We start from the raw sequence: 25,695 nt of genomic DNA, 5'->3' as shown, positions 1-25,695 counted from the left end.
CTCCCTACCAATGGCTTTTTACAGCCATTGCCAAAGAACGCTTGGCATCAGAACGTTTCTTACGTTGATTAACACTTTCTCTTAGCGTTATTCATTTGCATCGCGCATAGATTCTGGTAGACTCCGCCCGTTTTCGAAAACAACTAGCTATTTTTTGTACAGCTAGTTAGTTTCATTGATCTTTTACAATTGGTGGTTTATCTATGCATCCTATGCTGAATATTGCAGTGCGTGCTGCGCGCGCGGCTGGAACAGTTATTGTTCGTGGTTTTGAAAAACATAATGAAGTAGCAACTGAGTCAAAAGGCTTGAACGACTTCGTTACTCAAGTTGACAAAGAAGCAGAGCAAGCAATTATTTATAAAATTCAGCAATCATACCCAGAACACTGCTTCTTAGGTGAAGAGTCTGGTGAAGTACACGGCAAAGAGACTGATTATCAGTGGATAATCGATCCGCTAGATGGCACCACCAATTTCGTAAAAGGCATTCCTCACTTTGCTGTTTCAATAGCACTTCTTCACAAAGGTCGCTTAGACCAAGCGGTTGTTTTTGACCCAATTCGCAGCGAACTATTCACCGCGAGCCGTGGTCAAGGCGCGCAGCTTAACGGTTATCGTATCCGTGCTTCTAAGCCACGTGATCTTACTGAAACCATTATTGCTACAGGCCTACCATTTAAAAACAAAGCTCAATTTGGCGAGTATGCACTAAGCCTAAACAAAATTTTCCACGAAGTGGGTGACATTCGCCGCGCAGGTAGTGCAGCGTTAGACCTTGCTTACGTTGCTGCAGGCCGTCACGACGGCTACTGGGAGCGTGGCATTAAGTCTTGGGATATTGCCGCGGGAGAGCTTATTGTTCGCGAAGCTGGCGGCCTAGTTACCGACTTTAAAGGGAATAACGATCCGCTTCACAAAGGCGAAATCGTTGCTGGTAGTGCAAAGGTTGTTCAAGGCCTAGTTAAGCACCTTAAGTAAACTTTGCTACGCAGGTTGGGGCTAAACCCACGTTAGATTATCGAATGAAGGCGCTATTAACGGCGCCTTTTTTTATTGCAGTTGGACATAAAAAAACCGCATCATAGATGCGGCTTTTTGTATGTTTCAAGCGTGTAAAACTAAGGCATAGGATCTAAGTCTGCGCCTTCCTTTTCCACTTGTGGCGGCATTAGGTCTTCTTTACTAATACCCAATGCAAGTGCCACTGAACTAGCTATGTACACCGATGAGTAAGTACCAACCACTACACCGAACAACAACGCGGTGGCAAACCCGTGAATAAGCGCACCACCCTTGTAGAACAAGGCAACCAATACCAACACCGTGGTTAATGAGGTGATGATAGTACGGTTTAGGGTTTGCGTTAGCGAGATATTGATAATCTCAACAGGCTCACCTTTACGAATTTTACGGAAGTTCTCACGAATACGGTCACACACAACGATAGTATCGTTAAGTGAATAACCAATTACCGCAAGCACCGCTGCAAGTACAGTAAGGTCAAATTCGATTTGAAGTACCGAGAATAAACCTAATGTAAGAATAACGTCGTGCGCTAGTGCCGAAACTGAGCCTAAAGCAAATCGCCATTCAAATCGCATCGCCACATAAACCAGAATACACAAGAGTGCGACTAGCATCGCAAGGCCGCCCTGCTCGGTAAGCTCTTCACCTACGTTAGGACCTACGAACTCGATACGACGCATATCAACCGCAGTACCGTCAGCGCGCAGCGCAGCTAGTACCTGCTCACCAATAGTCACGGCTTTAACGCCATCACGCGGAGCAATGCGGATAAGTACGTCTTGGCTACTGCCGAAATTCTGTACTATGGCATCTTCGAAATTCGCTTCGTTTAGCTGGGCGCGAATGCCTTCCAAATTAGCAGCGTCTTCATAGCCAACCTCAATAAGCGTACCGCCTGTGAAGTCTAGCCCCCAGTTAAGGCTATTAACGCCTAATGAAACGAATGAGCCGAGAATGAGAATAGTCGACAACACCATCGCAGGAATGCGCAGGCGCATGAAATTAACGGTTTCGGATAATTTTAATAACTGCATTTTTTACTCCTTAAATCGCTAATTTCTCTACACGTTTACCACCCCATACTGCGTTAACAATAACGCGAGTAACTAAGATAGCGGTAAACATAGACGTTGCGATACCAATCATTAGCGTAATTGAGAAGCCTTTGATTGGGCCGGTACCCACTGCAAACAGAATTAGACCAGCAAGGAATGTAGTAATATTTGCATCCAAGATGGTGGAGAACGCGCTGTCGTAACCTTGGTGAATAGCCTGCTGTGGGCTTCGGCCGTCGCGCATTTCTTCTCGAATACGCTCGAAAATAAGCACGTTTGCATCTACCGCCATACCAACGGTTAGTACAATACCTGCCATACCCGGTAGCGTAAGTGTCGCCCCAGGGATCATCGACATAATGCCTACAATCATGACTAGGTTTGTAATAAGCGCGATGTTGGCTACCACGCCAAAGGCTTTGTAGTAAATCAACATGAAAACAAGCACCGCCGCCAGACCATACATAATAGCCTGCATACCAAGTTCAATGTTTTCTTTACCTAAGCTTGGCCCAACCGTGCGTTCTTCAACAATTTGAATTGGCGCAATCAATGCACCAGCGCGAAGTAGCAATGCTAAATCACGGGCTTCTTTCGGTGAATCAAGACCCGTTATTTGGAACTTGCTGCCAAGTTGTGCGCGAATAGTGGCAACTGAGATAACCTGCTCATGCTTTTCAAACACTAGCTTACCGTCATCGTTTCGCTCACCGGTAGATTTGTACTCGATAAACACGGTAGCCATTGGTTTACCAATGTTGCCACGGGTAGAGCGAGACATCTTATTACCGCCTTCAGAATCAAGCGATATGTTTACGTTCGGAAGCCCGTATTCATCGACACCGCTATTCGCATCAATAATATGGCTACCTGTAAGCATAATGCGCTTCTCAAGCAGCTGAGGGATGCCCTGCTGGTCTTCAATCACCTGAGAGCCAGGAGGAACACGGCCGTTCAATGCATCACGGATGTCGTTCTTCTGATCAACCATGCGAAATTCAAGTGTTGCTGTAGCGTTAAGAATTTCTTTCGCGCGAGCAGTGTCTTGGATACCAGGTAGCTGAACAACGATACGGTCTGCGCCTTGTTTTTGCACAAGCGGCTCAGCCACACCAAGCTGGTTAACACGATTACGAATGATAGTGATGTTTTGCTTAACCGCGTTGTCACGTATTTCTTGAAGCTTACTCTCAGCAAAAATAGCGCGAAGGGTTAAGTCATCCACTTGGTTGAAGGTAAGGTCGCGACTTTGGTTGCGCAAAAAGAACTCTGCCTTATCTAGGGCATCTTCATCACGGAACGTTATGTCGATATGATCGTCAATCTGCTTTACACCGCGATAGCGAATACCTTCTTCACGTAGTGACGTGCGAAAGCCGCTTTCTGCATCTTCTAAAGACTTGGTAATCACTTCCGTCATGTCTACTTCCATTAAGAAGTGAACACCACCGCGAAGGTCAAGACCTAGTTTCATTGGCGTGCCACCTAACTCCTCAAGCCACTCTGGCGTGTCCGGGGCAAGGTTCATGGCAACGTAATAATCATCGCCAAGCACTTTTTCTAATGTTTCGCGCGTAATGAGCTGGGTGTCTGAATCAGAAACACGAACTAGTATTTGTTCGTTTTCAAATTCAACGCGTTTAGGAGAGATGTTTTTTTCACTTAGCGCGGCTTTCACTTGTTCAACAGTGGCATCTGTCACCACGGCATCACGGCCTGCTGAGATTTGTACGGCATGGTCTTCACCGTAAATGTTGGGAAGCGCATAAAGTGCACACACTGCAACCACAATGAGTGCACTCAGTACTTTCCAAATAGAGTTTTTGTTTAGCACTGGATAATCCTTTCGTGCCAGTGCCGAGAAGCGTCCCGGCCCCGGCGATTGTTACTTACAGTGACTTCATGGTGCCTTTAGGCAGCACAGCAGTTACTGAAGACTTCTGAACAACGATGTTGTTTGAATCGTTAAGCGCAACTTCGATGAAATCTTTTTCTTCTGACACTTTAGTGATTTTTCCTACCAAACCACCTTGTGTTAACACTTCATCGCCTTTGCCTAGCGAAGAAACTAGATTTTTATGCTCTTTCACGCGCTTAGCCTGTGGGCGGTAAAGCAAGAAGTAAAAGATTAAACCGAATACAGCTAGCATGATGATCATTTCCATGCCACCACCTTGCGGTGCACCAGCAGACTGCGCGTAAGCGTTCGAGATAAATAGGCTCATAAAATTCCCCAAATATTATCGTTGTTATAGTGCCGGAACCGGCAACCCTTTTTGTTCATAAAATTCTTGTACAAACTCGTCAAGCGTACCTGCGTCAATCGCATCGCGAAGACCCTGCATCACACGCTGATAGTAACGAAGGTTATGGATGGTATTTAAGCGCGCACCCAAAATCTCGTTACATTTGTCCAAATGATGTAGATAAGAGCGAGAATAGTTTTTGCAAGTGTAGCAATCACAATTCTCATCTAATGGTGAGGTGTCATTTCTGTGCTTCGCGTTGCGAATTTTGATAACGCCTTCAGTCACAAACAGGTGACCGTTTCTCGCATTACGCGTAGGCATAACACAGTCAAACATATCGATACCGCGACGCACAGACTCAACCAAATCTTCTGGCTTACCAACGCCCATAAGATAACGAGGTTTGTCCTCTGGAATTTTTGGCGCTGTGTGATCGATGATGCGGATCATGTCTTCTTTTGGCTCGCCTACTGAAAGGCCGCCGATAGCGTAGCCGTCAAAGCCAATGGCTTCGAGACCAGCAAGTGAAACATCACGCAACCCTTCGTACATACCACCCTGGATAATACCAAACAGTGCCGCTGGGTTATCGCCATGAGCTTCTTTACTGCGCTTAGCCCAACGTAGCGACATTTCCATTGAAACGCGCGCTTCTTGCTCAGTGGCTGGATACGGCGTGCACTCATCAAAAATCATCACGATGTCAGAGCCCAGGTCACGCTGAACTTCCATCGATTTTTCAGGCGTAAGTAAAATCTTTTCGCCATTAATTGGAGAGCGGAACGTTACTCCTTCTTCGGTAATTTTACGCAAGTCACCCAAACTAAATACCTGGAAGCCGCCCGAATCAGTAAGAATAGGCTTGTCCCAATTCATGAAATCGTGCAGATCGCCGTGCTGGCGAATAATGCCAGTACCAGGGCGTAGCATTAGGTGAAAGGTATTTCCAAGACAGATGTGTGCACCGCTGTCTTTTAATTCTTCAGGGGTCATTCCCTTAACAGTACCGTAAGTACCTACTGGCATGAACGCTGGCGTTTCAACAACACCGCGTTCAAACACCAAACGACCGCGTCGTGCTCGGCCTTCGGTTTTTAACAACTCAAATTGCATGTGAAAGCATTCCCACTTTTATGCGCTTTTGCGCTGGGTATAAAAATAAATTGGCGGCGATTATACCAGTAATTTGGCTGAGATCATGCCCCGTATCTATGTTTATCTGTAACTAAACTAGAAAGGCCTGAAAAACACCGATTTAAACGCTAATGAGCCCAGACTTATGTGCTCAAGCGCGCTCAATAAACATAGAATCGCCGTAGCTAAAGAATCGATATTCTTTTTCTATCGCTTCTTGGTAGGCATTCATCACGTTGTCTTTACCGGCAAATGCACTAATTAACATCATTAGCGTAGACTCTGGAAGATGAAAGTTAGTGAACATGGCGTCTACTACTTTGAATTCAAAGCCTGGATAGATAAAGATTTCAGTGTCTTCATTGAAGGCCGCGATAATTTCTTTATCGCCACGCTCGGCACTGGCTTTAGCCGCAGACTCTAAAGAGCGTACCGAAGTAGTTCCCACTGCGATAACTCGCTTTCCATTAGCTTTTGTAGCTAACACGGCATCAACGACTTCTTGGGGGACTTCGGCAAACTCTGCATGCATTTTGTGCTCAAGAATATTGTCAACGCGCACGGGCTGGAATGTACCAGCACCCACGTGCAAGGTTACAAAAGCCAAATTTACGCCTTTCTCTTTTAGCGCATCTAAAATAGCATCGTCAAAATGAAGCCCTGCAGTAGGTGCTGCAACAGCGCCTGGCTTTTGATTGTAAACAGTTTGATAGCGCTCTTTGTCCGAGTTTTCGTCCGGGCGATCAATATAGGGAGGTAGCGGCATATGCCCATGAGCTTCCAATAGCGTCAATACAGTTTCATCGTGATCAAACTGAAGAATAAATAGCGCCTCGTCTCGACCAGTAACCGTCACGTTCACTTTTTCTTCAAGAATAAGCTTAGTTCCCGGCTTAGGTGCCTTACTCGCGCGTACATGCGCCAAAGCAGTATTGTCTGAGGTGATGCGTTCAATTAGCACTTCTACTTGTCCGCCCGTTTCTTTTTTACCTAAAAGTCGAGCGGGGATAACTCGGGTATTATTAAAAACCAGCAAGTCGCCTTCATCTAAAAGTTCGACCATGTCAGCAAACATACTGTGGCGCACGTCACCCGATTTGCCATCCAGTTGCAATAGACGACTGGCTGAACGGTTTTCGGTGGGATATTTTGCAATTAGGCTTTGTGGAAGCGTAAAGCTGAATTCAGATAGTTTCATAGATAATAAATTCTTAATTTAAACGCAATTTATGTTGCTTTCTTTATGGTTTAACACAATATCAAGAGGAGGTAATTATACTAAAGTTGCGAAATTTCACAGAAATCAATGTCGACCAAAGTCTTAGAAATCCAACCTCTCAGCCTATAAGTATAGATATTAATACCCACTTATCGCTCAAAATACGCACTAGCTGAATTTTGTACTAGCGAGCAAATGCTTAAACGATTAATATCTGCTCCAGATAGTGATGATGTTCTCCCATAACATTCCTTATCGTTCGTACCCGGCATTTGCTGGGTACTTTTTTATCTGCCCTATTCTACTCTTTCGAAACGCTAAGATCAGTTAAGATTTCTTCTAAAAGCGCAGCATCTAAAGGTCGAGCTTTAAGCACGTATAAAATCTGAAGCAATAAATCGGCCCCCATAATACCTTTATTCACTTTATTTCTTAGGTTGTCTGCGCTTTGTTCCACACCAATTTCTTCAAGCCTTTGACTTAATGCTTGATATTTTACGCCGCGCACAGACATTTCAGATTTCACGACTCTTGCAACCGTTTGTCGCCAGGCATTCTTTGCACTTTGCGTATTTCCTGTGTTCACACAGCCTCCAAAAACCACCCAAATGTGATATATATTTTACAAAAACACACTTTTTTACACTTATAGCATACTTTTAATGTTGACGATTATGGCACAACAGGTCTACACTGCAAGTCAAGATATTGGCGAAGGCGTAAATAGTCGTTACAGTAACTGCGGTTGTTCTTTTAGCAATGCTAGGTTTTAGGTTTTGTGTTTCAACGCAAATTTAAGCTAAGCCGTGCGTTATAAGACACCACATTTACGACATTCATTTTCAACATTATCGCTTTAATAACTAAAGGAGAAAGGTATGAGCTGGGAACTGGAAAGCATCGAAGCCTTATTTAAAGAGCACGATGACTTTGTGGTAACACATGAGGAAAACTGCTTACTTATTGCTAATCAAGACGGCATTGATGCATGGCTTGCAATTAGTGGTGAGCAAATTTTGGTAGAAAGTCTCTTGTTCGCCGCGTCGGAAGTAAAAGATAAGCCAGCGCTTGATCATGAAATACTGTCTACCCATATGGTGTTCCCTCTTACTACGGTAGGTATTTCAAATATTGGTGGCGAAGAATATTACACCGCCTTTGGCGCACTAAGCGCCCAGTCCAAAGCCGAAAGTATTGTTATTGAAGTGGAAACCTTGTTTCAGAATGTTGCATCTTTCTTAGATGCCTACGAAACACACCTTAACTAAAATTTACTTCTTAAGGAGAAGCGAATGTCAGTGTGGAAAAAACTAATTACTGCAGTAAAAGGTGGTGCTACCGAAGCTGCGCAGTCTGTTGCAGACAGTCAGGCTATTCGAATTCTGGAGCAAGAAATCAGAGAAGCCAAAGAAGAACTACGCAAATCTGACCATGCGCGCACGCAGATTTTGGCGAAATGTAAACTTTCTCAACAAAAAGTAGATAGCTTTAACTCGTCAATAGCCGAGTATGAAGAGCACGCGCGTAAAGCGATAGATAACGATCGTCAGCTTGCTCTTGACTGTGCGCAGAAAGTGTCAGAGCTAAAAGAAGAACGTGAGCAAGAACAAACCTACCTTGATCAGTTCAAACAGTCTGAAAAGCAGTTGGCTAATAACATTCAGCAAGCTAAAGCGAATTTGCGTCGTTTAGAGCAGCAAGTGGATATGGTCAAAGCCACTGAAAGCGTGCAAAAAGCGCAGGTTGCAGTATCTTCACGCCACATGGGCGCGAACAGTAAAATGAAGACAGCGACTGAGTCTTTGTCTCGCATTCAGGATAAGCAAAAGATGCGCAACGCAGAACTTCAAGCAGCCGAGGAGCTGGCTAGCGAGGAGTCGAGCAGCGACTTAGAAAAACGCCTAGCCGAAGCGGGCATCAAAGGGGGTAAAACCTCGGCCGATGACGAGCTAGCTCGAATTCTAGGCAAGTAGGTTAAAGAATGGGAGCTAAGTGCTCCCATTTTTAATTATTGTTACAATAATTCTTTGCACAAATTGCAGGATAACCACGACCTAATCTAGACAAATCAAGTACTTCAAGGCAGAGTAAGGACACGCATAACAAGGGCTGTTTGTTTTATGTCTCCATGGATAAAACTGCGAAAAATCATGCTGCAATACTTTGCAGAATCTCGCTGGTACACCATTGTTGGTGCAACCGCGTTTTACGCAGTAACAAGCTATTGGCTTCTTTTCGCTGCAGGCGAACACGACTTAATTGCTAAAACCGATTTTGTTTACTGGTTGGCGGTAACTGCCTCTACGGTAGGTTATGGCGATCTGTCTCCCGTTACACCAGCGGGAAAATTAGTTGTTGCGCTTTATGTCATACCGCTTGGTTTGAGTATTTTCGCCATGGTAATTGGCCGAATTGCAGCTTGGGTTTCTTTAACGTGGAAGAAAGGATTGTTGGGTATGAATAGCTTGATGCTTAATGAACATATCTTGGTGATTGGGTGGAATGAGCAGCGTACTATGATGCTGCTTGACTTGATCCTTCAAGAACGAGATGCAATGTCTGAACGCCCTGACATTGTACTTTGCGTAAAAGCTGATATTACCAACCCGATGCCTGGCGTCATTGAATTTGTAAAAGTCGATTCGTTCAACAAAGACGAAGATATGGACCGCGCTTGTGTAAGCTCTGCCAAAACTATTGTTATCGATAACCCGCAAGATGATGTCACCATGACTACTGCGCTGTATTGCACCAAGCGCAATCCTGATGCACATCAAGTAGCCTATTTCGACGATGACAGCTTAGTTAGTTTGCTTCAGGACCACTGCCCTAAAGTGGAATGCACACCTAGTGTTGCAATAGAAATGCTTGTTAAAGCTGCATTTGATCCGGGTTCAAGTATGCTTCATCACGATTTGCTAAGTATTGATGAAGGACAAGCACAATTTTCAGTAAAAATACCGCAAAGTTGCCAAGCGATTTCCGTTGCCAAATTATTTATCAATCTAAAGCGTAAACACGATGCTATCTTTATTGGTTATGCACCGAATGGTCTTGTCAAAGAAATGGTGGTAAACCCGCCGTTAGACGCTACGTTAAACCCAGGTGACACCTTGTTTTACATCGCTGAGCGACGCATTAATGCAATAAACTGGTCGTCACTGGACGCTGATTAAGAGGCGTAAACATGTTTAGTAAACTATTTAAAAAATCAGAACCTGTTAAGAAATCAGAACCTAAGTCGCCAGAGATAATGGGGCTTTATTTAGGTGGTTCTTTCGAATTAGATAACTTAAAACTTTCTCTACTAGAGCCCGAGTTAACCATTGAAGGCGCAGCACGTTCTCAGTTAATTCAAGCAGTAGGTGAAGCCCCCTTAGATACTGGCGGCACTCTGCTTCGTTTTTACACTGACGATGATGGCTTTTTACAGGTGGTGACCGATGGTGGCCTATCAGAGAACCACATTACTGACGTGAAACTTTGGCACTTTTATGAGACAAAAACCATTGGCAACACAGCTCAGTGGAATGAATGTTTAAAGAGCGTAATCAGCCAGCCTACCTACGAGCTTGAGGGTAACATATATACCCGCGTATGGGGTGCGGTGGGCGACGAATCACCGCCGGTTGCTGTAACCGAAACGACCTACGAAGAAGATGGTGATGTAAGTAAAACTGATCAGTTTATGATGTTATACGAACGCCCCATCAGTAACGATAGAGTTGAGACCTTGCTTGTTGTTGGTGAAGAAAAACAAGTGGGTGATAACTTAGACAGATGCTTAGTAATTTCGACGGGATTTGACGTTGAGCCCGCGGACATCACTATAAACGGTTAATGAAAAAGGAATAACTATGGATACCATCATGCACTCTTTGGCTGGCCTGGATAATTTTGCGCTGTACTTCGGTTTGTCGATTGTCTTTTTGTTTATCTTCAAGCTGGTGTACGCCTTGGTTACACCTCACGATGAATGGAAGCTGGTGAAAGAAGAGAAGAACGTCGCTGCCGCCATTGGCTTTGGTGGCGCTATTATCGGTTTTGCTATCGCCCTTGGCAGCGCGGCCTCAAACTCTGTTGCTGTAGTCGATTTTGCTATTTGGGCGCTCGTTGCGGTTGTTGCACAGTCTTTGGCGTTTGCCATATTGCGTTTCAGCTTTATGCCCAAAATCGCGGAGCGTATTAATAATAACGAAGTCTCTGCAGGTGTTATGCTTGCCAGTATGTCCATTGCCGTAGGCTTACTAAACGCCGCTTGCATGACCTATTAAGGGGGCAGCAATGACTGATAAAAGTAACCTAGAACGTCAAAGTGTTGATAACCAGCAAAGTGAGCGACCTGTTATGAAGCGCACTAAGCACATAAACCTAAACCGTATGCGTAAAGGTTTTAATGTTAAGCCTTTAGCGTTAGGCGTGGCTAGCGTCATTCTTAGTGGTTGTGGCGGTGAAAAAGAAGATGCCACTATTTACACGTCGCTAGAAGATTGTAAACAAGACTTCCCAGATGCGGTAGAGCGCTGTGAAGCTGCCTATCAAACGGCGGTGGATGAAGCTATGCGCACCAGTCCACGCTTTAATTCTGAATACGACTGTGAGCACGAGTTTGGCCCAAATCAGTGCCAATACGTAAACAACAGCAGCGGCAGCTTTTTTATGCCTTTCATGGCAGGCTATATGGTGAGCTCTTTGCTATCCCCAAACCGCTACTACTCGCAACCTCTTTATACTTCTTACTCTTACAATTCACCGTTTCGTTCACGCTGGGTCACCGCAGACGGCTATGTGTTCGATGGCGATATTCGAAAAAGAAAATACCGCGTAAATAAAAGCGTTTACAAACCAAAACCGACGGTTAACCGCACCATGAAACGGGGCGGCTTTGGCAGTAGTGTGCGCGCCAAATCCTCTTGGGGTAGCAGCAGCCGTAAAGGCGGCTGGGGCGGATAAGAATGTTTAGAATGCCTTGCCAGCCTCGCAAGGGCTGGCAGCAGTTGGCCAATGAGTTTGGTTTCCATTTTCATACCATGTACGGCGAACCGTACTGGGATGAAAGTGCCTACTACCAATTCACACTCGCACAAATTGAAAACGACATTGAAGACCCCACTGCCGAGTTACATCAAATGTGCTTGGCGGTGACCGAAGATGTGGTTAATAGTGAGGAATTACTTACTCGCTTTTGTATCCCCGAGCAGCATTGGGATTTAGTACGTAATAGCTGGAACGAAAGAGACCCAAGTCTGTACTCTCGCCTTGACCTTGTATACAGCGGCAAAGGGCCGGCAAAGCTCCTTGAAAACAATGCAGATACGCCCACCAGCCTGTATGAATCCGGTTTTTGGCAATGGCTGTGGCTTTCTCAAAATGTCGATGCAGGCAAACTTGCTCTGCATGCCGACCAGTTTAACAGCTTGCAAGAAAAGTTAGTTCATCGCTTTCGTGAAATTGCCTTGCACTACAATATAAACCAACTGCATATGGCGTGCTGCAAAGATACTGTTGAAGACCGCGGAACCGTGCAATACCTTCAAGACTGCGCCAAAGAAGCTGGGCTTATGGCTGACTTTGTGTTTATCGAAGATATTGGATTGGCAGACACCGGTGTTTTTACTGACCTTAAAGATGCCCCTATTACTGATTGCTTTAAGCTTTACCCTTGGGAATTTATGCTGCGCGAAGAGTTTGGCGACGTATTAGAAGACGCCAAAGTAAATTGGTTAGAGCCCGCGTGGAAATCGATTATTTCAAATAAAGCGCTGCTTCCCCAGCTTTGGAAAAAATTTAAAGGTCACCCTAACCTACTTCCCGCTTATTTTTCAGACGAAACAAATGCAAATCGTTTGTCCGGAAAGTGGATTAAGAAGCCGCTTTTTTCTAGAGAGGGAGCCAACGTATCGATTATCGAAGGTGGTGTTGAGAACGTTTTAAGTGACGGACCTTATGGTGAAGAGGGTTTTATTGTTCAAGCTTTTGAACCATTGCCTGTTTTTGAGGGTAATCATACACTTATAGGTAGTTGGTTAGTAGATGACATGCCAGCGGGTATTTCGGTTAGAGAAGATGCCTCTGCCATCACCCAAGATCTTTCTCGCTACCTTCCCCATATTATTTTGTAATCTATCTAAGGGGCCTTTTTATGAAGCCGCTTTCATTTCAAATTCGCGTACTGCTAACGTTAGGTGCACTATTAATTGTAATAGAGGTGGCCAACTTACTCACTGGCAATGCGCTTAATCAGTTTGGTGTAGTGCCTCGTACCCTATCTACTTTGCCCTATATATTTACAGCCCCTTTCCTTCATGGCACGCCGACACACTTGATGGCAAACTTAGTGCCTCTTTTGCTGTTCATGTGGCTTACTATGCAATGGGGAAAACGTACGTTTCTCATCGCAACGCTTAGTGCACTCCTTATAGGTGGTATAGGCGTATGGCTGTTTGGCAGAACCGCTACGCATATTGGCGCAAGCGGTATGGTATATGGCTACTTCGGTTTTCTCGTACTGGCTGGCTTTAGAAGTAATAAAGTGCGGTATTTGCTCATATCACTGGTAGTAGCTGCACTGTACGGCGGAATGTTAGTTGGCGTACTTCCCACGTCGAAATTTATTTCCTTTGAATATCATTTATTTGGCTTTATTGGTGGCTTATTTGCCGCATGGCACTGGGCACGCTAATTACTTTCCGTATAATTAGCCTTAAGATAAGACGTTATTAAAAGATATGTCAGCAGTACAAGAACCTACTCAAAAGAATCAAGGCTTTTTCGGCAACCTCGCGTTTAACATTGTTATTCCTGTGGTGTTGATGAGCTATGCAAGTTCAGAAGATTACCTAGGGCCAGCATGGAGTATCGTAGCTGCACTCAGCTTCCCTATTGGTTACGGTCTATGGGACCTAAAAGAATCAGGAAAGGTAAACGGCTTTTCTATTCTCGGGATTATCAGCGTGTTGCTTACCGGCGGGTTTAGCTTACTTAAACTGCCAGCAGAGTACATTGCGATAAAAGAAGCGGCCATACCGGGCATTATCGGTATAGCGGTGTTAGTGACCCAATACACTAACAAGCCTTTGGTGAAAATGCTTATTTTGAACGACCAGATCATTAACTGGCCCCACCTCAATCAGGTCTTAGATGCCAAAGGAAAGCAGCCAGAATTTAAAAAGAAGGTAGCGGTAAGCTCTTATATTGTCGCGAGCTCCTTTTTTCTCTCTTCGGCGCTTAATTATATTTTGGCAAAAATGATATTGGTTAGTGAGCCCGGTACTACTGCGTACACTGAAGAGTTGGGTCGAATGACAGCGCTTAGCTACCCGGTCATTGTTATCCCAAGCATGATTTTGCTTATTGCCGCGCTTTGGTATTTATTTGCACAAATTAAAAAAATTACTGGCGAAGAACTCGATAACTTCATTAACCAGTAAAAAAACAATCGAGAAGGGGCTTAACGCCTCTTTTTAGATTCGAAGTACCTTGCCCTGCAGCTTCCTCTAGCATGGCAGAATTAAGATATACTCCCCTCCTTGCAGACACGCAAAACACCTAACACGCCTATAAAATATTAGCCCAAGGAATTTCCTCATTGCTTTTAACCAAAAAGCGTAGGTCTTACGTATACTTTCAATAATAAAAATAACCAGCTCCATTAAAACGGTTCAAGTCAAAAAGCCGACCTATGCTGACAATAAAAGAGTTAAAAAAATCATTTTCAAAGGCGGGAGCGCCGCTCATAAACAATCTTAATCTGACTGTAGCCCCAGGCGAATCGGTAAGCATACAGGGGGCTTCTGGGTGTGGTAAATCTACTTTGCTATCGCTCATCGCTGGGTTTGAGAGTCCAGATAGCGGCGACATTACGGTAAATGGGTTAGCAATTGCTAGGGCTGGCTACCATGGCAGTAGCACTCAGGCCAGAGACATTGATAAATTTCGCAAACAACATTTAGGTATTGTATTTCAAAGCTTTAACCTGTTCGATTGCTTTAACGTATGGGACAACATTGCTTTTACTGCAAGGCTAAAAGGTAATTTTGATAAAGGCTATCAATTAGCGCTAATGAAGCAGCTTGAAATATTACCCTTAGCGCAAAAGCCACTGAGCCAATTATCAGGAGGCGAACAGCAGCGCTGTGCCATAGCCCGAGCGCTCGTGCATCGACCCTCGCTTATTTTAGCCGACGAACCCACCGGCAATTTAGACGAGACCACCAGCGAAACCGTATCTGACTTACTATTTAAAACCTGTAGAGAAGCCAACACTTCCCTTGTTGTAGTGACCCATAGTCAAGACGTGGCCATAAAAGCAGATTCTGTTTTGCGACTTCACAAAGGCGTATTAGAAGATGTAAAACCTGAAAGCATGACAAACGCCCCTGTTTCACCGCAGTTCTCGGCAAACGAGCTTTAAGGCGGTGATGTTTAGCGATATAGGTATTCTTAAAATTACTCCCAACGATAGCGAGAAAGCGCTTTGTTTCGTACTTTATTACTAAGCCTTGCTAGCTTTCTTGCTATGGCAAAGCATAGACCGTGGGAACCATTACTCATTATGGTCGCAATAGTTTTGGCCAATGCCGGGCTTGTTACTGTTTTGCTAATAAACGAAGGGGCAACACAGGGCGAATTACTGCAGTCAAAGCAAGGTCTTTTTGCCGACAGTATCATCACCCCTGTCAACAGCGGAACTCAAGTTAACAGAGAACGTCGCACCGGCGGCGCTGCACATGAGCGCTCTGCACACAAACAAATACCACAAAAACGTTTTATACATAAAGGCTTTACAAAGGAGCACTATGCCGCCCTTCGCCGACATGGCTTTACCCAGCTTATAGCTATATCTGAACGCAGCATTACCCTTTCGTGCAGTGACAAGGAAGCAACACCAATTACCCTTAAATTACTTGGCGTTGATTCTCAGCCTCTTTTGGGAAGTACGTTTCGAGCAAGTGATAAAGAACTTTCGCTTTCGTCTCTTTCTTTAGGAATGGGAGAAAGTAAGCAGCCTTCTAATTCGCGGATATTGCGTACTAATTTTTCGGACAGCTTTTCCGTAAACGGGCTGCTTCACCCTGTTACAAATGCCAAGCTAACTTGTCATAACACGCTAAGTGAAGACGGTAGCACATTAGCCCCTTCTCCCTATTGGCCTGCATCGGTTAATACTTATGTGAATAGACTAGCGCCGCAAGATACGATATTGGTCTCTATAGATGATTTTTACAGAGGCGAAATAAGCCCTTCTTACAGTGAAGGTGATACAAAGCTCGGCACTAACAACATTACAAAACAACATAAAATTTTCGTGCCGCTTACTGGCTTCGCTGCTCTTACGCCTCTTTCAGAACAAGACCTTGAAACAATAGAAACATTACTTGGAATACCTGTTAAACAATCAACTAACGACAGTGGCAATGACACCGGTTCATTACCTGATAGCTTTAGATTAAACCTGTGGGCAATGAGCGCGCTTATGGGCGTAGTTTCACTTTTTATAGTGCTGAACGCCCTAAACTTGATGTACCGCACTCGGTTACCCAACGTGATTCGGCTTCGACAACTTGGTGTATCTAAGCGTGTATTAAGCGGCGCACTCTTTACTGAACTGATGGTTTACTGCGTGATAAGTATACCAATTGGCATCTTCATAGGTTTTCAAGCCGCCTCAAGGTTATCACCAGTAATAAGCGGCACCTTTTCGTCTTTGTTTAACGCCGTATTTGTTAATCCTAACGTAAACCTGATTTTTATTTTCGGGTTTGCGTTAACTACGACCTTTTTATCGTTAGTCGTTTTCTCTTTAGCTTCTATAATTAACCTTTCAAATGCGCTGACGGTACGCCCTGCTGAAAAAGAAAAAACGATGATTACATGGGTTGTGGGCTTTGTATCATTAGCAACCTTGATTCTGCTATTTATTGTTGAAACCTTTGTCTCCTCTACGACATCTGCTTTATTTTACGTTGCATTGTTATTACTCACCAGTTGCGGACTTGTGCTTCTGTGGCTACCTATTGTAGCCAAGCTACTCACTGCGTTTGTGCCAAGACAATGGCCAGTATTTCATTACGTGATTGCTAATATGCATTTACTGTCGAGAAAAACACGCCTTGCAGTTTGTGCATTTTTTATCGCGTTAACAGCAAATATCGGAATGAATACCATGACCGATAGCTTTAGAAGCGCAACGGAGCAATGGTTAGAACAAAGACTTTACGCGCCTTTCTACCTCTACACAGACGCACCACTCAAGAATGTAGAATCCCTATCAGCCAATTCACTACCACCACTGGCCGTAACGCCATTACTAAAAGCTGACGGTGATGCATTAAGTTTAAACGGCACAGAAAAAATAAGTGAAGTTATAGTCCACACCCCTACTTCCGTTTCTATTAGTAGTTACCCTGTTCATCAAAATGGTAAAGAGAGTCTTGCCCTCGATAGCGTAATAAACAACGACCTTAGTGCAGCTTGGCCTGCGTTTACGGAAGGGAAAGGAGTATTTATTAATCAGCAATTAGCCTTCGCGCTTAATGCTGAATTAGGTGACACGCTAAATATAGCTAATATAAGGTTTCGAAAAGGGATAAATGGAAGTAGTTCGAACGTTGCTCAATCAACAAATGCAGCAACCGACCAAACCGAGGGGGCAAAAGCCAGCTCTGTCAACCACTCGACAAACCAGCCTTCAAATACAGGTATTTTTTCTACACAACCTGAATGGAAAGTACTTGGCATATACCCTGACTATGGCAACCTTAATGGGCAGATATTAGCGCCACTCCCTTTGTTCAACCAAAACAACATTACAGTGAGAAATAACCTATTTTCCGGCGTACTGGCTATATACCCTAAGCCAGACGGCTACCAAGGGCGCACGGCGAGTAGCGAAGTTACCTTCACAAAAGAAACCCTCGAACAACAGCTAAAATCTCACCTTGGAGATGAAGCCGACATAACCCTGTATAGCAGGCAGGCGCTCTTAAATATCTCTATGAACACGTTCGATCACACCTTTGTATTGACCGATGGCCTGAATATTACAACGTTGCTCGTTGCAGGTATTGCCTTCGCGGTGTCTCTTACCGTTTTAACCATAGGCAGCTCTGCGCAACTGTCCGTACTAAGAGCACTGGGAGTTAGCCAGCTTAAAGTTAAGGCATCACTATTTATTCAGTATCTGCTACTTTGCTTTGTTTCAGCACTGCTCGCCATTCCCTTTGGCATCTACTTGGCTTACGTCTTTATAAATTTAGTCAATCGATACGCCTTCAACTGGGTGTATCTTCTTTCAATTGAAGTAAACGTCATTCTGTCTAGTGTGGGACTTTCTCTGCTCATCGTTTCACTGGTGCTTTTACTACCTTTAGGGAAACTCAAACCCAAAATTGATTTAAGACAGGAAGTGCAGTTATGACGTATAAATTAAATCGCAATAGCCACTATAAACCTTGGGCTTTAAGCAATTTTAACTGTTTACTGCTTATATTCATTTGCTCATTGTTGTCTGCTTGTAATGACAGTTCGAATACAGATGAGCAAAATAAGAGCACGAACTCTTCAAAAACTACTACAGCTCGTGGTTTCTTTGGTGACATGCAATCGAGCGACACATTTACTTCAGTAGAAAGAAACACGTATGTTGAGCTACCTGAAGATCATAAAAGCCATCCCGACTTCCAATTAGAATGGTGGTACCTAACCTTTGTATTAAGTGGCGAAAACGGTCAGGAATTCGGTTTGCAGTATACGCTTTTTCGATTTAATACTGATAAGGCTCCGGATAAGAGCACTGCTCGACCAGTCGTGCGAAATTGGGCTAACGTTCAGCAATGGATGGGGCACGCCTCACTACACACTTTAAATCATCACTATTTTGAAGAGCGATTTGCAAGTGGCGGCGTAGGTAACGCTTACGTAAAACCGCAACCCTTTACTACGGTGATTGACGATTGGGTTTGGAAAGCCACACGGCGAAAGGCAGAGACCGAAGCTCAGGTAGATAGCCAAGCCATGTTTCCTTCTATGTTAACGTTTGCTTTTGGTCAACGACATACTCGCGATACAAATCAGCCGTCTAATGTAACCTCCAAACCTTCTGAAGGCGAGTTACCTAGAAAGGATGGCTCCCAAAACGATGCTGTTGATAGAGCTTCACCTGCTGATACACAATTAAACAATGAAGTAGCGCGAAGAAATAACGCCGTTAAGGTAGCCCTTAGCTTAGACTCCACGGGTCCATTTATAAAACAAGGCAATAATGGTTATAGCAAAAAGGCACAAGACGAAAAGCTTCGCTCTTACTATTACAGTCAGCCATTCATTAATGCAAAGGGAACGATAAACATAGAAGGCAATAACATAAAGGTTGATGGTAAAGGCTGGTTTGATCATGAATGGACGAGCCACTTGGCCAACAGTGAGGCGTTAGGGTGGGACTGGTTTTCGCTGCATTTAAGCGATGGAAGCAAACTTATGGCGTTTAGAATGCATTCGCATACTGACAGTAAAGCAGAGAGCGAAAGCCAAAACGCTGAAATATTCACAACGGCCAGCTTCATAACTAAAAACGGAATGAAAGAGACCGTCGAACAAGCCGACGTAACTATTACGCCAACAGGCTATGAGCTAATTCAAAAAGGAAGCAAACAAGGAGGCGAACATAGAAGCGCAGCCCGTTCCGTCCCTACATCTTGGCGCATTCAATTACCGACAAAAAATATCGATGTTTCCGTTAGCGCGTTTAAAGAAAAACAGTGGAATGAAAGTTTATTTCCTTACTATGAGGGACGAGTTGAAGTAGAGGGCTCCCATTCAGGGAACGGCTTTATGGAATTGACCGGCTACTAGCGGGCTGAAGACCGTTGAAGTATAGCGAAAGGCCCTAATAGATAGACCAATTAATGCGTTCACTTAGCGAGGTTAGCGCTGCCACGCCTAGCTGAGAATTCCCCACACTGTTAAGTGCAGGTGAAAATACGCAAATAGTAAACCTGCCAGGTACAACGGCAACTATACCGCCGCCTACCCCACTCTTACCCGGCAAACCGACTTTAAAAGCAAAACTGCCCGCTTCGTCATACATACCGCTGGTTGCAAGTAATGCGTTCACTTGCTTAGTTTGATAAGGCGTTAAAACCTGCTCATTTGCGCAGGTTGAAAAGCCCCCGTTAGCAAGAAAGCTTGTAGATCGCGCTAAATCTTCACAACTCATTTCTAGTGCGCAGTTATGAAAGTAATTGCGAAGCACATCTTCCACGTCGTTTTCAAAATTGCCGTAGGCTTTCATTAAATACGCCATTGCCGCGTTACGAGAACGGTGTTCGAATTCCGAATCAGCAACTTCTTTATTAACTATAATTTCCCCATTGCAGCTTAAGCGTCTTACAAAATCTCTCATCGCAATAAAAGGCGATGCAAAGCGCGATTGCACCATATCGCTTACCACCAGCGCGCCTGCGTTAATAAAAGGGTTACGTGGAATACCGTGTTCGTATTCTAGCTGCACTAAGGAGTTGAACGGCAGCCCAGATGGTTCACACCCTACGCGCTCCCACATAGTTTCACCATAGTGATTGATGGACAAAACTAAGTTAAAAACTTTTGAGATACTTTGTATCGAAAAGGGCACGCTAGCGTCACCAATAGACGTTATGTGCCCGTTGATATCACAAATGGAAATGCCAAACTGACGAGGATTTACCGTTGCTAACGCTGGGATATAGTCTGCGACTTTTCCCATGCCAAGCATAGGCTCGACTTCATCATAAATATCCTGCAGTAACGATAGCATTTCGCTTTCCATTCTTTCGTTTGACCTCTTTTTTGATAATTTTTTTGCTAATAAAAGGAAAGCGCCGGTTAAAAACGAAGGCGCTTTCATTTTAAATTCTATTGTTTGTTTCTTTCTTCAATAGTGTACTTTGCTATCTAAGGCCTAGCGAAAGCAAGTTGCTCACTCAAACTATGTCTATGCTTAAATCTAGAACTTTAGAGTTACCTTAAGCCATCATATCTTAACGTAAACGCAAGCGCCTATGGGAACGCTCAACATTAGTGCGTACATCTACTTCAAACGTTTAGTTACAGCGCCAGTCTTCTTTGAAGTCACATAAGCCATCATCATCTTCGTCTGACGTAAGTTCAATATTGGTAGATATCTTTCTTGATACTTCATTTGCGTCATTATCGATTTTCATAGGCTGTTTTTTATCAATAAAACTGAAAATGGTTTTAGCAATATCGGTATTATCTATTTGCCCCATAAACGACTGATATCCAGCACCAAAGGCAAATACTTCAACATCTACACCAGTATGACCGCCTGTAGTCCAACCTGTATTTGTTTTCGAATCTAGGAAAGTTTTCACCGCCATAAAGCGCGTTTTATCATCTTGATTCGATACACTATTGAGCGTGGCTAGCTCTTCTTCACTTAACGATAAGCCAAGCTTTTGCGCCACATATTCGCCAGGGTTTTCTTCGTTAGCCATATCAAGAGCAATCGTCATCACCGAGGCTGAGATTGATTTTAAATGCTCAGGGCTCCAGCGATAATCGCCATTTGCGCCAATTGTTAAACCGCCGGTGCTATGGTCAGCAGTTAATACAACCAGTGTATCCGGGTTAGCTTTTACGTAATCGCGCAGATATTCCACAGTTAACGCCAGGTCATGCATTTCAGCCATAGCAGAGGCGATATCGTTAGCGTGGCCTGCCCAATCTACTTGACTTGCTTCAACTAAAAGGAAGAAACCATTGTCATTTTCTAATTGCTTGATAGCATGTTGAGTTAAGTACTCTAGACGGTTTTTGCGCTTATCATCAAGTACCGCAGGCAGCGCTACGGGAGCGAAAAGACCTAGCACATTACTTCCGGCTGGTATTGAAGCCAAGCGATTATATGAGTCAGCATATTCGTAGCCCGCATCGATAAACTGCGCCAAAATATCTCTATCTTCCCGTTCAAAGTAAGAGGTACCACCGCCTAACATTACGTCTGCAACAAACTCGCCGTTTGCGCGCACGTCAAAGAAATCCTCAGCAATTTTATTGTAGTTCTTGCGGCTTTCATTATGAGCAATGTATGAGGCTGGTGTGGCATGAACAATTTGAGATGTAACGGCCAAACCAGTACGCATACCTTTATTTTTGGCATGGTACATAACCGAGTTTACCGGCTGCTTATTAACATCCACGCCTATTGCACCGTTGTATGACTTCACACCGGTAGCAAGCGCAGTGGCGGCAGCTGCTGAATCCGTAACATAACCCGATACGCGAGCAGGATAAGTCGACGCGTTGCCCACCAAAATGTCGTCAAACACAACCGACTCTATTTGTGGTGTTGACGGGTCATCTACATAGTTGCGATAGGCGGTAGTGTAGGCAGGCCCCATACCATCGGCAACAACCATAATGATATTTTTCGGCACACCTTTAATTTGGCTGCTGTTTACGTTTGCTGACTCTGTCTTTGATTCAGTGATACCACAGCTCGCAAGAACAGCAATAGACGCACAACTTAGCAATGATGTGCGAACAAATTGTTTAATCATTTAAACTTCCCTGAGTAAGTAAAGATACCTGCTGACGTTATTAGCCGCAGTTACTGCAAAATCGATATTATCGCGAATGATTCTTTGGTGATCATAAAGGTATTAGCAAAGCGATAAGAGGTAATAGTGTAAATCAGGCGGACAATATGCTCAAAGCTTTTGGATAAAATAAGCTCGCTATGAGGTGACCGCATGTTCACCAATGCAAATTAGGCATTTTTAAGGAAGGAAAGTCTATTTGTTTTGCGCAGCGAGGTATTCACGCATGCGCTGCTGGGCCACGTCTACAAGCATATCGGGTTGGAACTTTGAGATAAATCTATTACACCCCACTTTTTCTACCATAGCATCGTTGAAGCTCCCACTTAATGAGGTGTTTAGCGCTATGAACAGGTCGCTCATACGCGGGTCGTTACGCACCTCCGAGGTAAGCCGATAACCGTCCATTTCCGGCATCTCTGCATCAGTAAACATAAGCAAGATTTCGTCGGTAGGGTTCTTCCCTTCATCAGCCCACTGTTTAAGTAAAGCCAGCGCCTCTGCGCCATTCTTTCGCTCAATAATGCTGATACCTAGCTGCTCTAAAGTGTCTTTTATTTGTTTTCTTGCCGTGCTGGAATCATCAACAATCAACACTTTCTTACCTAAAAAGTGATTGACGATACCTTGATCTAACACTTCCTCGGAAATGGAAGTATCGTAATCAATGATTTCCGCTAGCACTTTTTCGACATCAATTATCTCAACCAGCTCTTGTTTACCCTCAACATTCACCTGAGTTATGGCGGTTAGATAGTTAGATTTACCAATCCCGCTAGGGGGCGGCTGTATAGTCCCCCAAGATGTATTTACGATGTTTTTAACTTCGCCGATAATAAAGCCCTGCACACTTCTATTGTATTCAGTGATAATTACGTTTTTCGCTGTCGCTTCAGTGGCTGCACCGCGCATTTTTATTGCCTGACGCAAGTCTATAATTGGAATAGAACTGCCGCGGTAGTTCATTACGCCTTTAAGATTATTATGAGAGCCGGGCATTATGTTAAGCTTGGGTACGTTGATAACCTCTTTAATTTTAAAGACGTTCATGGCAAAAACATGACGTGTTCCAAGCTGAAACATCAAAAGCTCAAGTCTGTTTTCACCTACAAGCTTGGTTCTCTGATCAACCGACGATAGTACACTGTTATTCATAACACCCACTTTTTTTGTTTCAGAATCAACAATCTAAAGCCAACTTGATACCGTCATATTGATTCAATAGGCTGCGATGGCGTATCGCTAAAGTTACCCTGCCCGTTATTACAAAGCTATTACCCTTTTAGCTAATAGACAGTTGAAAAAACCAGCATAATTAATGCGTTATCAGCAAGACATTCTTTGCAACGACCACACATCTTGTGAGCTCTTATTCACTAGCATTAGTGCCTCCCCATGCTCGCTCATTCAAATACTCTAATGCGCGCTGAGCTTCACCGAAATATGCTCGAAAGGTACCGCTATTAACAAAAGGTAGCTTAAATATAGTAAACAACCTCAAATATGCCTCTTCTAGTTAATTATGCGCTCCGTTTTTTTAAGGCCTTTTAGCCATAGACGGCTAAGTTCGTTCTCCTCTCATTATCGAAGCTTCAAATCAGCCTTTCCTAACTTGACAGAAAATATAGCGCCTCAATGCACCCAATAAACATTCACGAAATAAATGACCGCAATGCAAAATATATATTTCTATTATTTCAATTCCAGCACTAGGATGAAATGGAATCAACGGGAACGCCCTACAGCGTAAACACAAACAACGTAAAGTATTTTAATTATAGTCGGGAGAGACGCTCATGTCGCAATATCAACAAGACATTGATAACTTCGCCACATTAAAGGCAGCACAAAATGGAAATTGGGAAGGTATCAACCCAGAATTCGCTGCACGCATGAAGGTTCAAAACCGTTTTAAAACTGGTTTAGACATTGCTCGCTATACAGCAAGCATCATGCGCAAAGACATGGCTGAATATGACGCAGATTCGTCTCAGTACACACAGTCTTTAGGCTGCTGGCACGGCTTTGTAGGCCAACAAAAAATGCTTTCTGTGAAAAAGCATCAAGGCACAACTAACAAAAGCTACCTTTACCTTTCAGGCTGGATGGTAGCAGCACTTCGCTCTGAATTCGGTCCTCTTCCAGACCAATCAATGCACGAGAAAACGTCAGTGTCTGCACTTATCGAAGAGCTTTATACTTTCCTTCGCCAAGCTGACGCACGTGAATTGGGTGACCTTTTCCATAAACTAGACGACGCGAAGAAAAATGGCGGTGACGTCGCTGCAATCCAAGCAGAAATTGACAACTACGAGACTCATGTAGTTCCAATTATCGCTGACATCGACGCTGGCTTCGGTAACGAAGAAGCAACGTACCTACTTGCAAAGCAAATGATTGAAGCGGGTGCATGCTGTATTCAAATTGAAAACCAAGTATCTGATGCGAAGCAATGTGGTCACCAAGACGGTAAAGTAACCGTGCCACACGAAGACTTCCTGGCTAAGATCAACGCAGTACGTTATGCATTCCTTGAGCTAGGTGTTGATGAAGGTGTAATTGTGGCGCGTACCGACTCGCTAGGAGCTGGACTTACTCAAAAGATCCCTGTATCTACTTCAGAAGGCGACCTAGCTGCTCAGTACAATGCATTCCTTAAAACAACTGAAGTTGCAGGCGCAGACGACCTAACTGAAGGTGACCTAGTTCTTAAACAAGGTGGTAAACTTGTTAAGCCTGAGCGCTTACCAAACGGCCTGTTCCGCTTTAAAGACAACACCGGTTTCGACCGTGTAGTACTTGACTGTGTAACGTCACTTAAACACGGTGCTGACTTGCTTTGGATTGAGACTGAAAAGCCTCACGTTGGCCAAATTGCTGAAATGGTTAACGCTATTCGCGAACAAGTACCAAATGCTAAGCTGGTTTATAACAATTCTCCATCGTTCAACTGGACGCTTAACTTCCGTCAGCAAGTATTTGACGCGTGGATAGAAGCAGGTAAAGACGTGTCTGGCTATGACCGCGCGAAACTTATGTCTGCTGACTACGACGACAGCGAACTTGCAGCAGAAGCTGATAAGAAGATCAAGAGCTTCCAAGCTGATGCAGCACGTGAAGCGGGTATCTTCCACCACCTTATCACGCTACCGACTTACCACACTGCGGCGCTGTCTACTGACAATCTTGCAAAAGGTTACTTCGGTGAAGAAGGCATGCTTGCTTATGTACGCGGTGTTCAGCGTCAAGAAATTCGCCAGGGTCTAGCGTGTGTTAAGCACCAAGCGATGGCAGGTTCTGATCTAGGTGATACGCACAAAGAGTACTTCTCTGGCGAAGGTGCACTTAAAGCGTCTGGTGAAGATAACACCATGAATCAGTTCGACGTATAACGCGAATAGGCAATAAGTT

Annotated in this window: 23 protein-coding genes; 14 read left to right on the top strand and 9 right to left on the bottom strand. The window is 44.1% G+C overall.

Annotated elements, in window-relative coordinates:
* Window positions 1–203: 203 nt before the first annotated feature.
* Window positions 204–980, top strand: a complete 777-nt coding sequence (gene suhB / locus D1814_RS13815) for an inositol-1-monophosphatase (protein ID WP_118493229.1) — start codon at window positions 204–206, stop codon at window positions 978–980.
* A gap of 140 nt (window positions 981–1,120) precedes the next feature.
* Here suhB and secF read toward each other — a convergent pair whose 3' ends face one another.
* From secF to D1814_RS13785, 6 genes are all read right to left on the bottom strand, one after another.
* Entirely contained in the window at window positions 1,121–2,062 is a 942-nt protein-coding gene (gene secF, locus D1814_RS13810) for a protein translocase subunit SecF (protein WP_118493227.1), read from the bottom strand.
* Between the two features lie 10 nt (window positions 2,063–2,072).
* On the bottom strand, window positions 2,073–3,917 hold the full coding sequence (secD, locus tag D1814_RS13805) for a protein translocase subunit SecD (protein WP_118493225.1): 1,845 nt from the start codon (window positions 3,915–3,917) through the stop codon (window positions 2,073–2,075).
* A 55-nt stretch (window positions 3,918–3,972) separates the two neighbouring features.
* Window positions 3,973–4,308, bottom strand: coding sequence for a preprotein translocase subunit YajC (gene yajC / locus D1814_RS13800; protein WP_025255932.1), 336 nt, complete (start codon window positions 4,306–4,308; stop codon window positions 3,973–3,975).
* A 24-nt stretch (window positions 4,309–4,332) separates the two neighbouring features.
* Window positions 4,333–5,445 carry a tRNA guanosine(34) transglycosylase Tgt gene (gene tgt / locus D1814_RS13795; protein ID WP_118493223.1) on the bottom strand — a complete coding sequence of 371 codons (1,113 nt, stop codon included), beginning with the start codon at window positions 5,443–5,445 and terminating at the stop codon, window positions 4,333–4,335.
* Window positions 5,446–5,617: 172 nt separating this feature from the next.
* Window positions 5,618–6,664, bottom strand: a complete 1,047-nt coding sequence (gene queA, locus D1814_RS13790) for a tRNA preQ1(34) S-adenosylmethionine ribosyltransferase-isomerase QueA (RefSeq protein ID WP_118493221.1) — start codon at window positions 6,662–6,664, stop codon at window positions 5,618–5,620.
* A gap of 322 nt (window positions 6,665–6,986) precedes the next feature.
* Complete coding sequence (locus D1814_RS13785) at window positions 6,987–7,271, bottom strand: DUF6471 domain-containing protein (RefSeq protein WP_118493219.1); 285 nt, start codon at window positions 7,269–7,271, stop codon at window positions 6,987–6,989.
* 292 nt (window positions 7,272–7,563) lie between these two features.
* Here D1814_RS13785 and D1814_RS13780 point away from each other — a divergent pair, with 292 nt between their 5' ends.
* The 12 genes from D1814_RS13780 (at window position 7,564) to D1814_RS13725 (ending at window position 19,537) form a co-directional block, all read left to right on the top strand.
* The gene (locus D1814_RS13780; RefSeq protein WP_118493217.1) at window positions 7,564–7,953 is read left to right on the top strand and encodes a DUF2170 family protein; all 390 of its coding nucleotides are present in this window, start codon (window positions 7,564–7,566) and stop codon (window positions 7,951–7,953) included.
* A 24-nt stretch (window positions 7,954–7,977) separates the two neighbouring features.
* A complete protein-coding gene (locus D1814_RS13775) occupies window positions 7,978–8,658 on the top strand; it encodes a PspA/IM30 family protein (RefSeq protein WP_118493215.1) in 681 nt (226 codons plus the stop codon).
* Between the two features lie 147 nt (window positions 8,659–8,805).
* On the top strand, window positions 8,806–9,861 hold the full coding sequence (locus tag D1814_RS13770; RefSeq protein ID WP_183037593.1) for a potassium channel protein: 1,056 nt from the start codon (window positions 8,806–8,808) through the stop codon (window positions 9,859–9,861).
* An 11-nt stretch (window positions 9,862–9,872) separates the two neighbouring features.
* The gene (locus D1814_RS13765; RefSeq protein WP_118493213.1) at window positions 9,873–10,526 is read left to right on the top strand and encodes a YjfK family protein; all 654 of its coding nucleotides are present in this window, start codon (window positions 9,873–9,875) and stop codon (window positions 10,524–10,526) included.
* Between the two features lie 16 nt (window positions 10,527–10,542).
* Window positions 10,543–10,959 (top strand): DUF350 domain-containing protein, encoded by a 417-nt coding sequence (locus tag D1814_RS13760; protein WP_118493211.1) that lies wholly within the window; start codon window positions 10,543–10,545, stop codon window positions 10,957–10,959.
* Between the two features lie 73 nt (window positions 10,960–11,032).
* The gene (locus tag D1814_RS13755) at window positions 11,033–11,638 is read left to right on the top strand and encodes a DUF1190 family protein (RefSeq protein ID WP_162889860.1); all 606 of its coding nucleotides are present in this window, start codon (window positions 11,033–11,035) and stop codon (window positions 11,636–11,638) included.
* 2 nt (window positions 11,639–11,640) lie between these two features.
* Window positions 11,641–12,807 carry a glutathionylspermidine synthase family protein gene (locus D1814_RS13750; protein WP_118493207.1) on the top strand — a complete coding sequence of 389 codons (1,167 nt, stop codon included), beginning with the start codon at window positions 11,641–11,643 and terminating at the stop codon, window positions 12,805–12,807.
* A gap of 20 nt (window positions 12,808–12,827) precedes the next feature.
* On the top strand, window positions 12,828–13,367 hold the full coding sequence (locus D1814_RS13745; protein WP_118493205.1) for a rhomboid family intramembrane serine protease: 540 nt from the start codon (window positions 12,828–12,830) through the stop codon (window positions 13,365–13,367).
* Window positions 13,368–13,413: 46 nt separating this feature from the next.
* A complete protein-coding gene (locus tag D1814_RS13740; protein ID WP_025255943.1) occupies window positions 13,414–14,115 on the top strand; it encodes a VC0807 family protein in 702 nt (233 codons plus the stop codon).
* A 251-nt stretch (window positions 14,116–14,366) separates the two neighbouring features.
* The gene (locus D1814_RS13735) at window positions 14,367–15,098 is read left to right on the top strand and encodes an ABC transporter ATP-binding protein (RefSeq protein WP_118493203.1); all 732 of its coding nucleotides are present in this window, start codon (window positions 14,367–14,369) and stop codon (window positions 15,096–15,098) included.
* Window positions 15,099–15,239: 141 nt separating this feature from the next.
* The gene (locus tag D1814_RS13730; RefSeq protein ID WP_232368890.1) at window positions 15,240–18,104 is read left to right on the top strand and encodes an ABC transporter permease; all 2,865 of its coding nucleotides are present in this window, start codon (window positions 15,240–15,242) and stop codon (window positions 18,102–18,104) included.
* The gene (locus tag D1814_RS13725; RefSeq protein ID WP_118493199.1) at window positions 18,101–19,537 is read left to right on the top strand and encodes a lipocalin-like domain-containing protein; all 1,437 of its coding nucleotides are present in this window, start codon (window positions 18,101–18,103) and stop codon (window positions 19,535–19,537) included. The genes D1814_RS13730 and D1814_RS13725 overlap by 4 nt, the downstream gene beginning before the upstream one ends.
* 34 nt (window positions 19,538–19,571) lie before the next feature.
* Here D1814_RS13725 and glsB read toward each other — a convergent pair whose 3' ends face one another.
* The 3 genes from glsB to D1814_RS13710 form a co-directional block, all read right to left on the bottom strand.
* Window positions 19,572–20,480, bottom strand: coding sequence for a glutaminase B (gene glsB / locus D1814_RS13720; protein ID WP_118495395.1), 909 nt, complete (start codon window positions 20,478–20,480; stop codon window positions 19,572–19,574).
* A gap of 286 nt (window positions 20,481–20,766) precedes the next feature.
* Complete coding sequence (locus D1814_RS13715; RefSeq protein ID WP_118493197.1) at window positions 20,767–22,245, bottom strand: alkaline phosphatase; 1,479 nt, start codon at window positions 22,243–22,245, stop codon at window positions 20,767–20,769.
* 234 nt (window positions 22,246–22,479) lie between these two features.
* A complete protein-coding gene (locus tag D1814_RS13710) occupies window positions 22,480–23,439 on the bottom strand; it encodes a chemotaxis protein CheV (RefSeq protein ID WP_118493195.1) in 960 nt (319 codons plus the stop codon).
* Between the two features lie 641 nt (window positions 23,440–24,080).
* Here D1814_RS13710 and D1814_RS13705 point away from each other — a divergent pair.
* On the top strand, window positions 24,081–25,676 hold the full coding sequence (locus D1814_RS13705; protein WP_118493193.1) for an isocitrate lyase: 1,596 nt from the start codon (window positions 24,081–24,083) through the stop codon (window positions 25,674–25,676).
* Window positions 25,677–25,695: the final 19 nt, after the last annotated feature.

It is taken from the genome of Alteromonas sp. BL110, from assembly GCF_003443615.1.
GTDB lineage: Bacteria > Pseudomonadota > Gammaproteobacteria > Enterobacterales > Alteromonadaceae > Alteromonas.
This window is presented reverse-complemented; position numbering and strand designations above follow the sequence as displayed.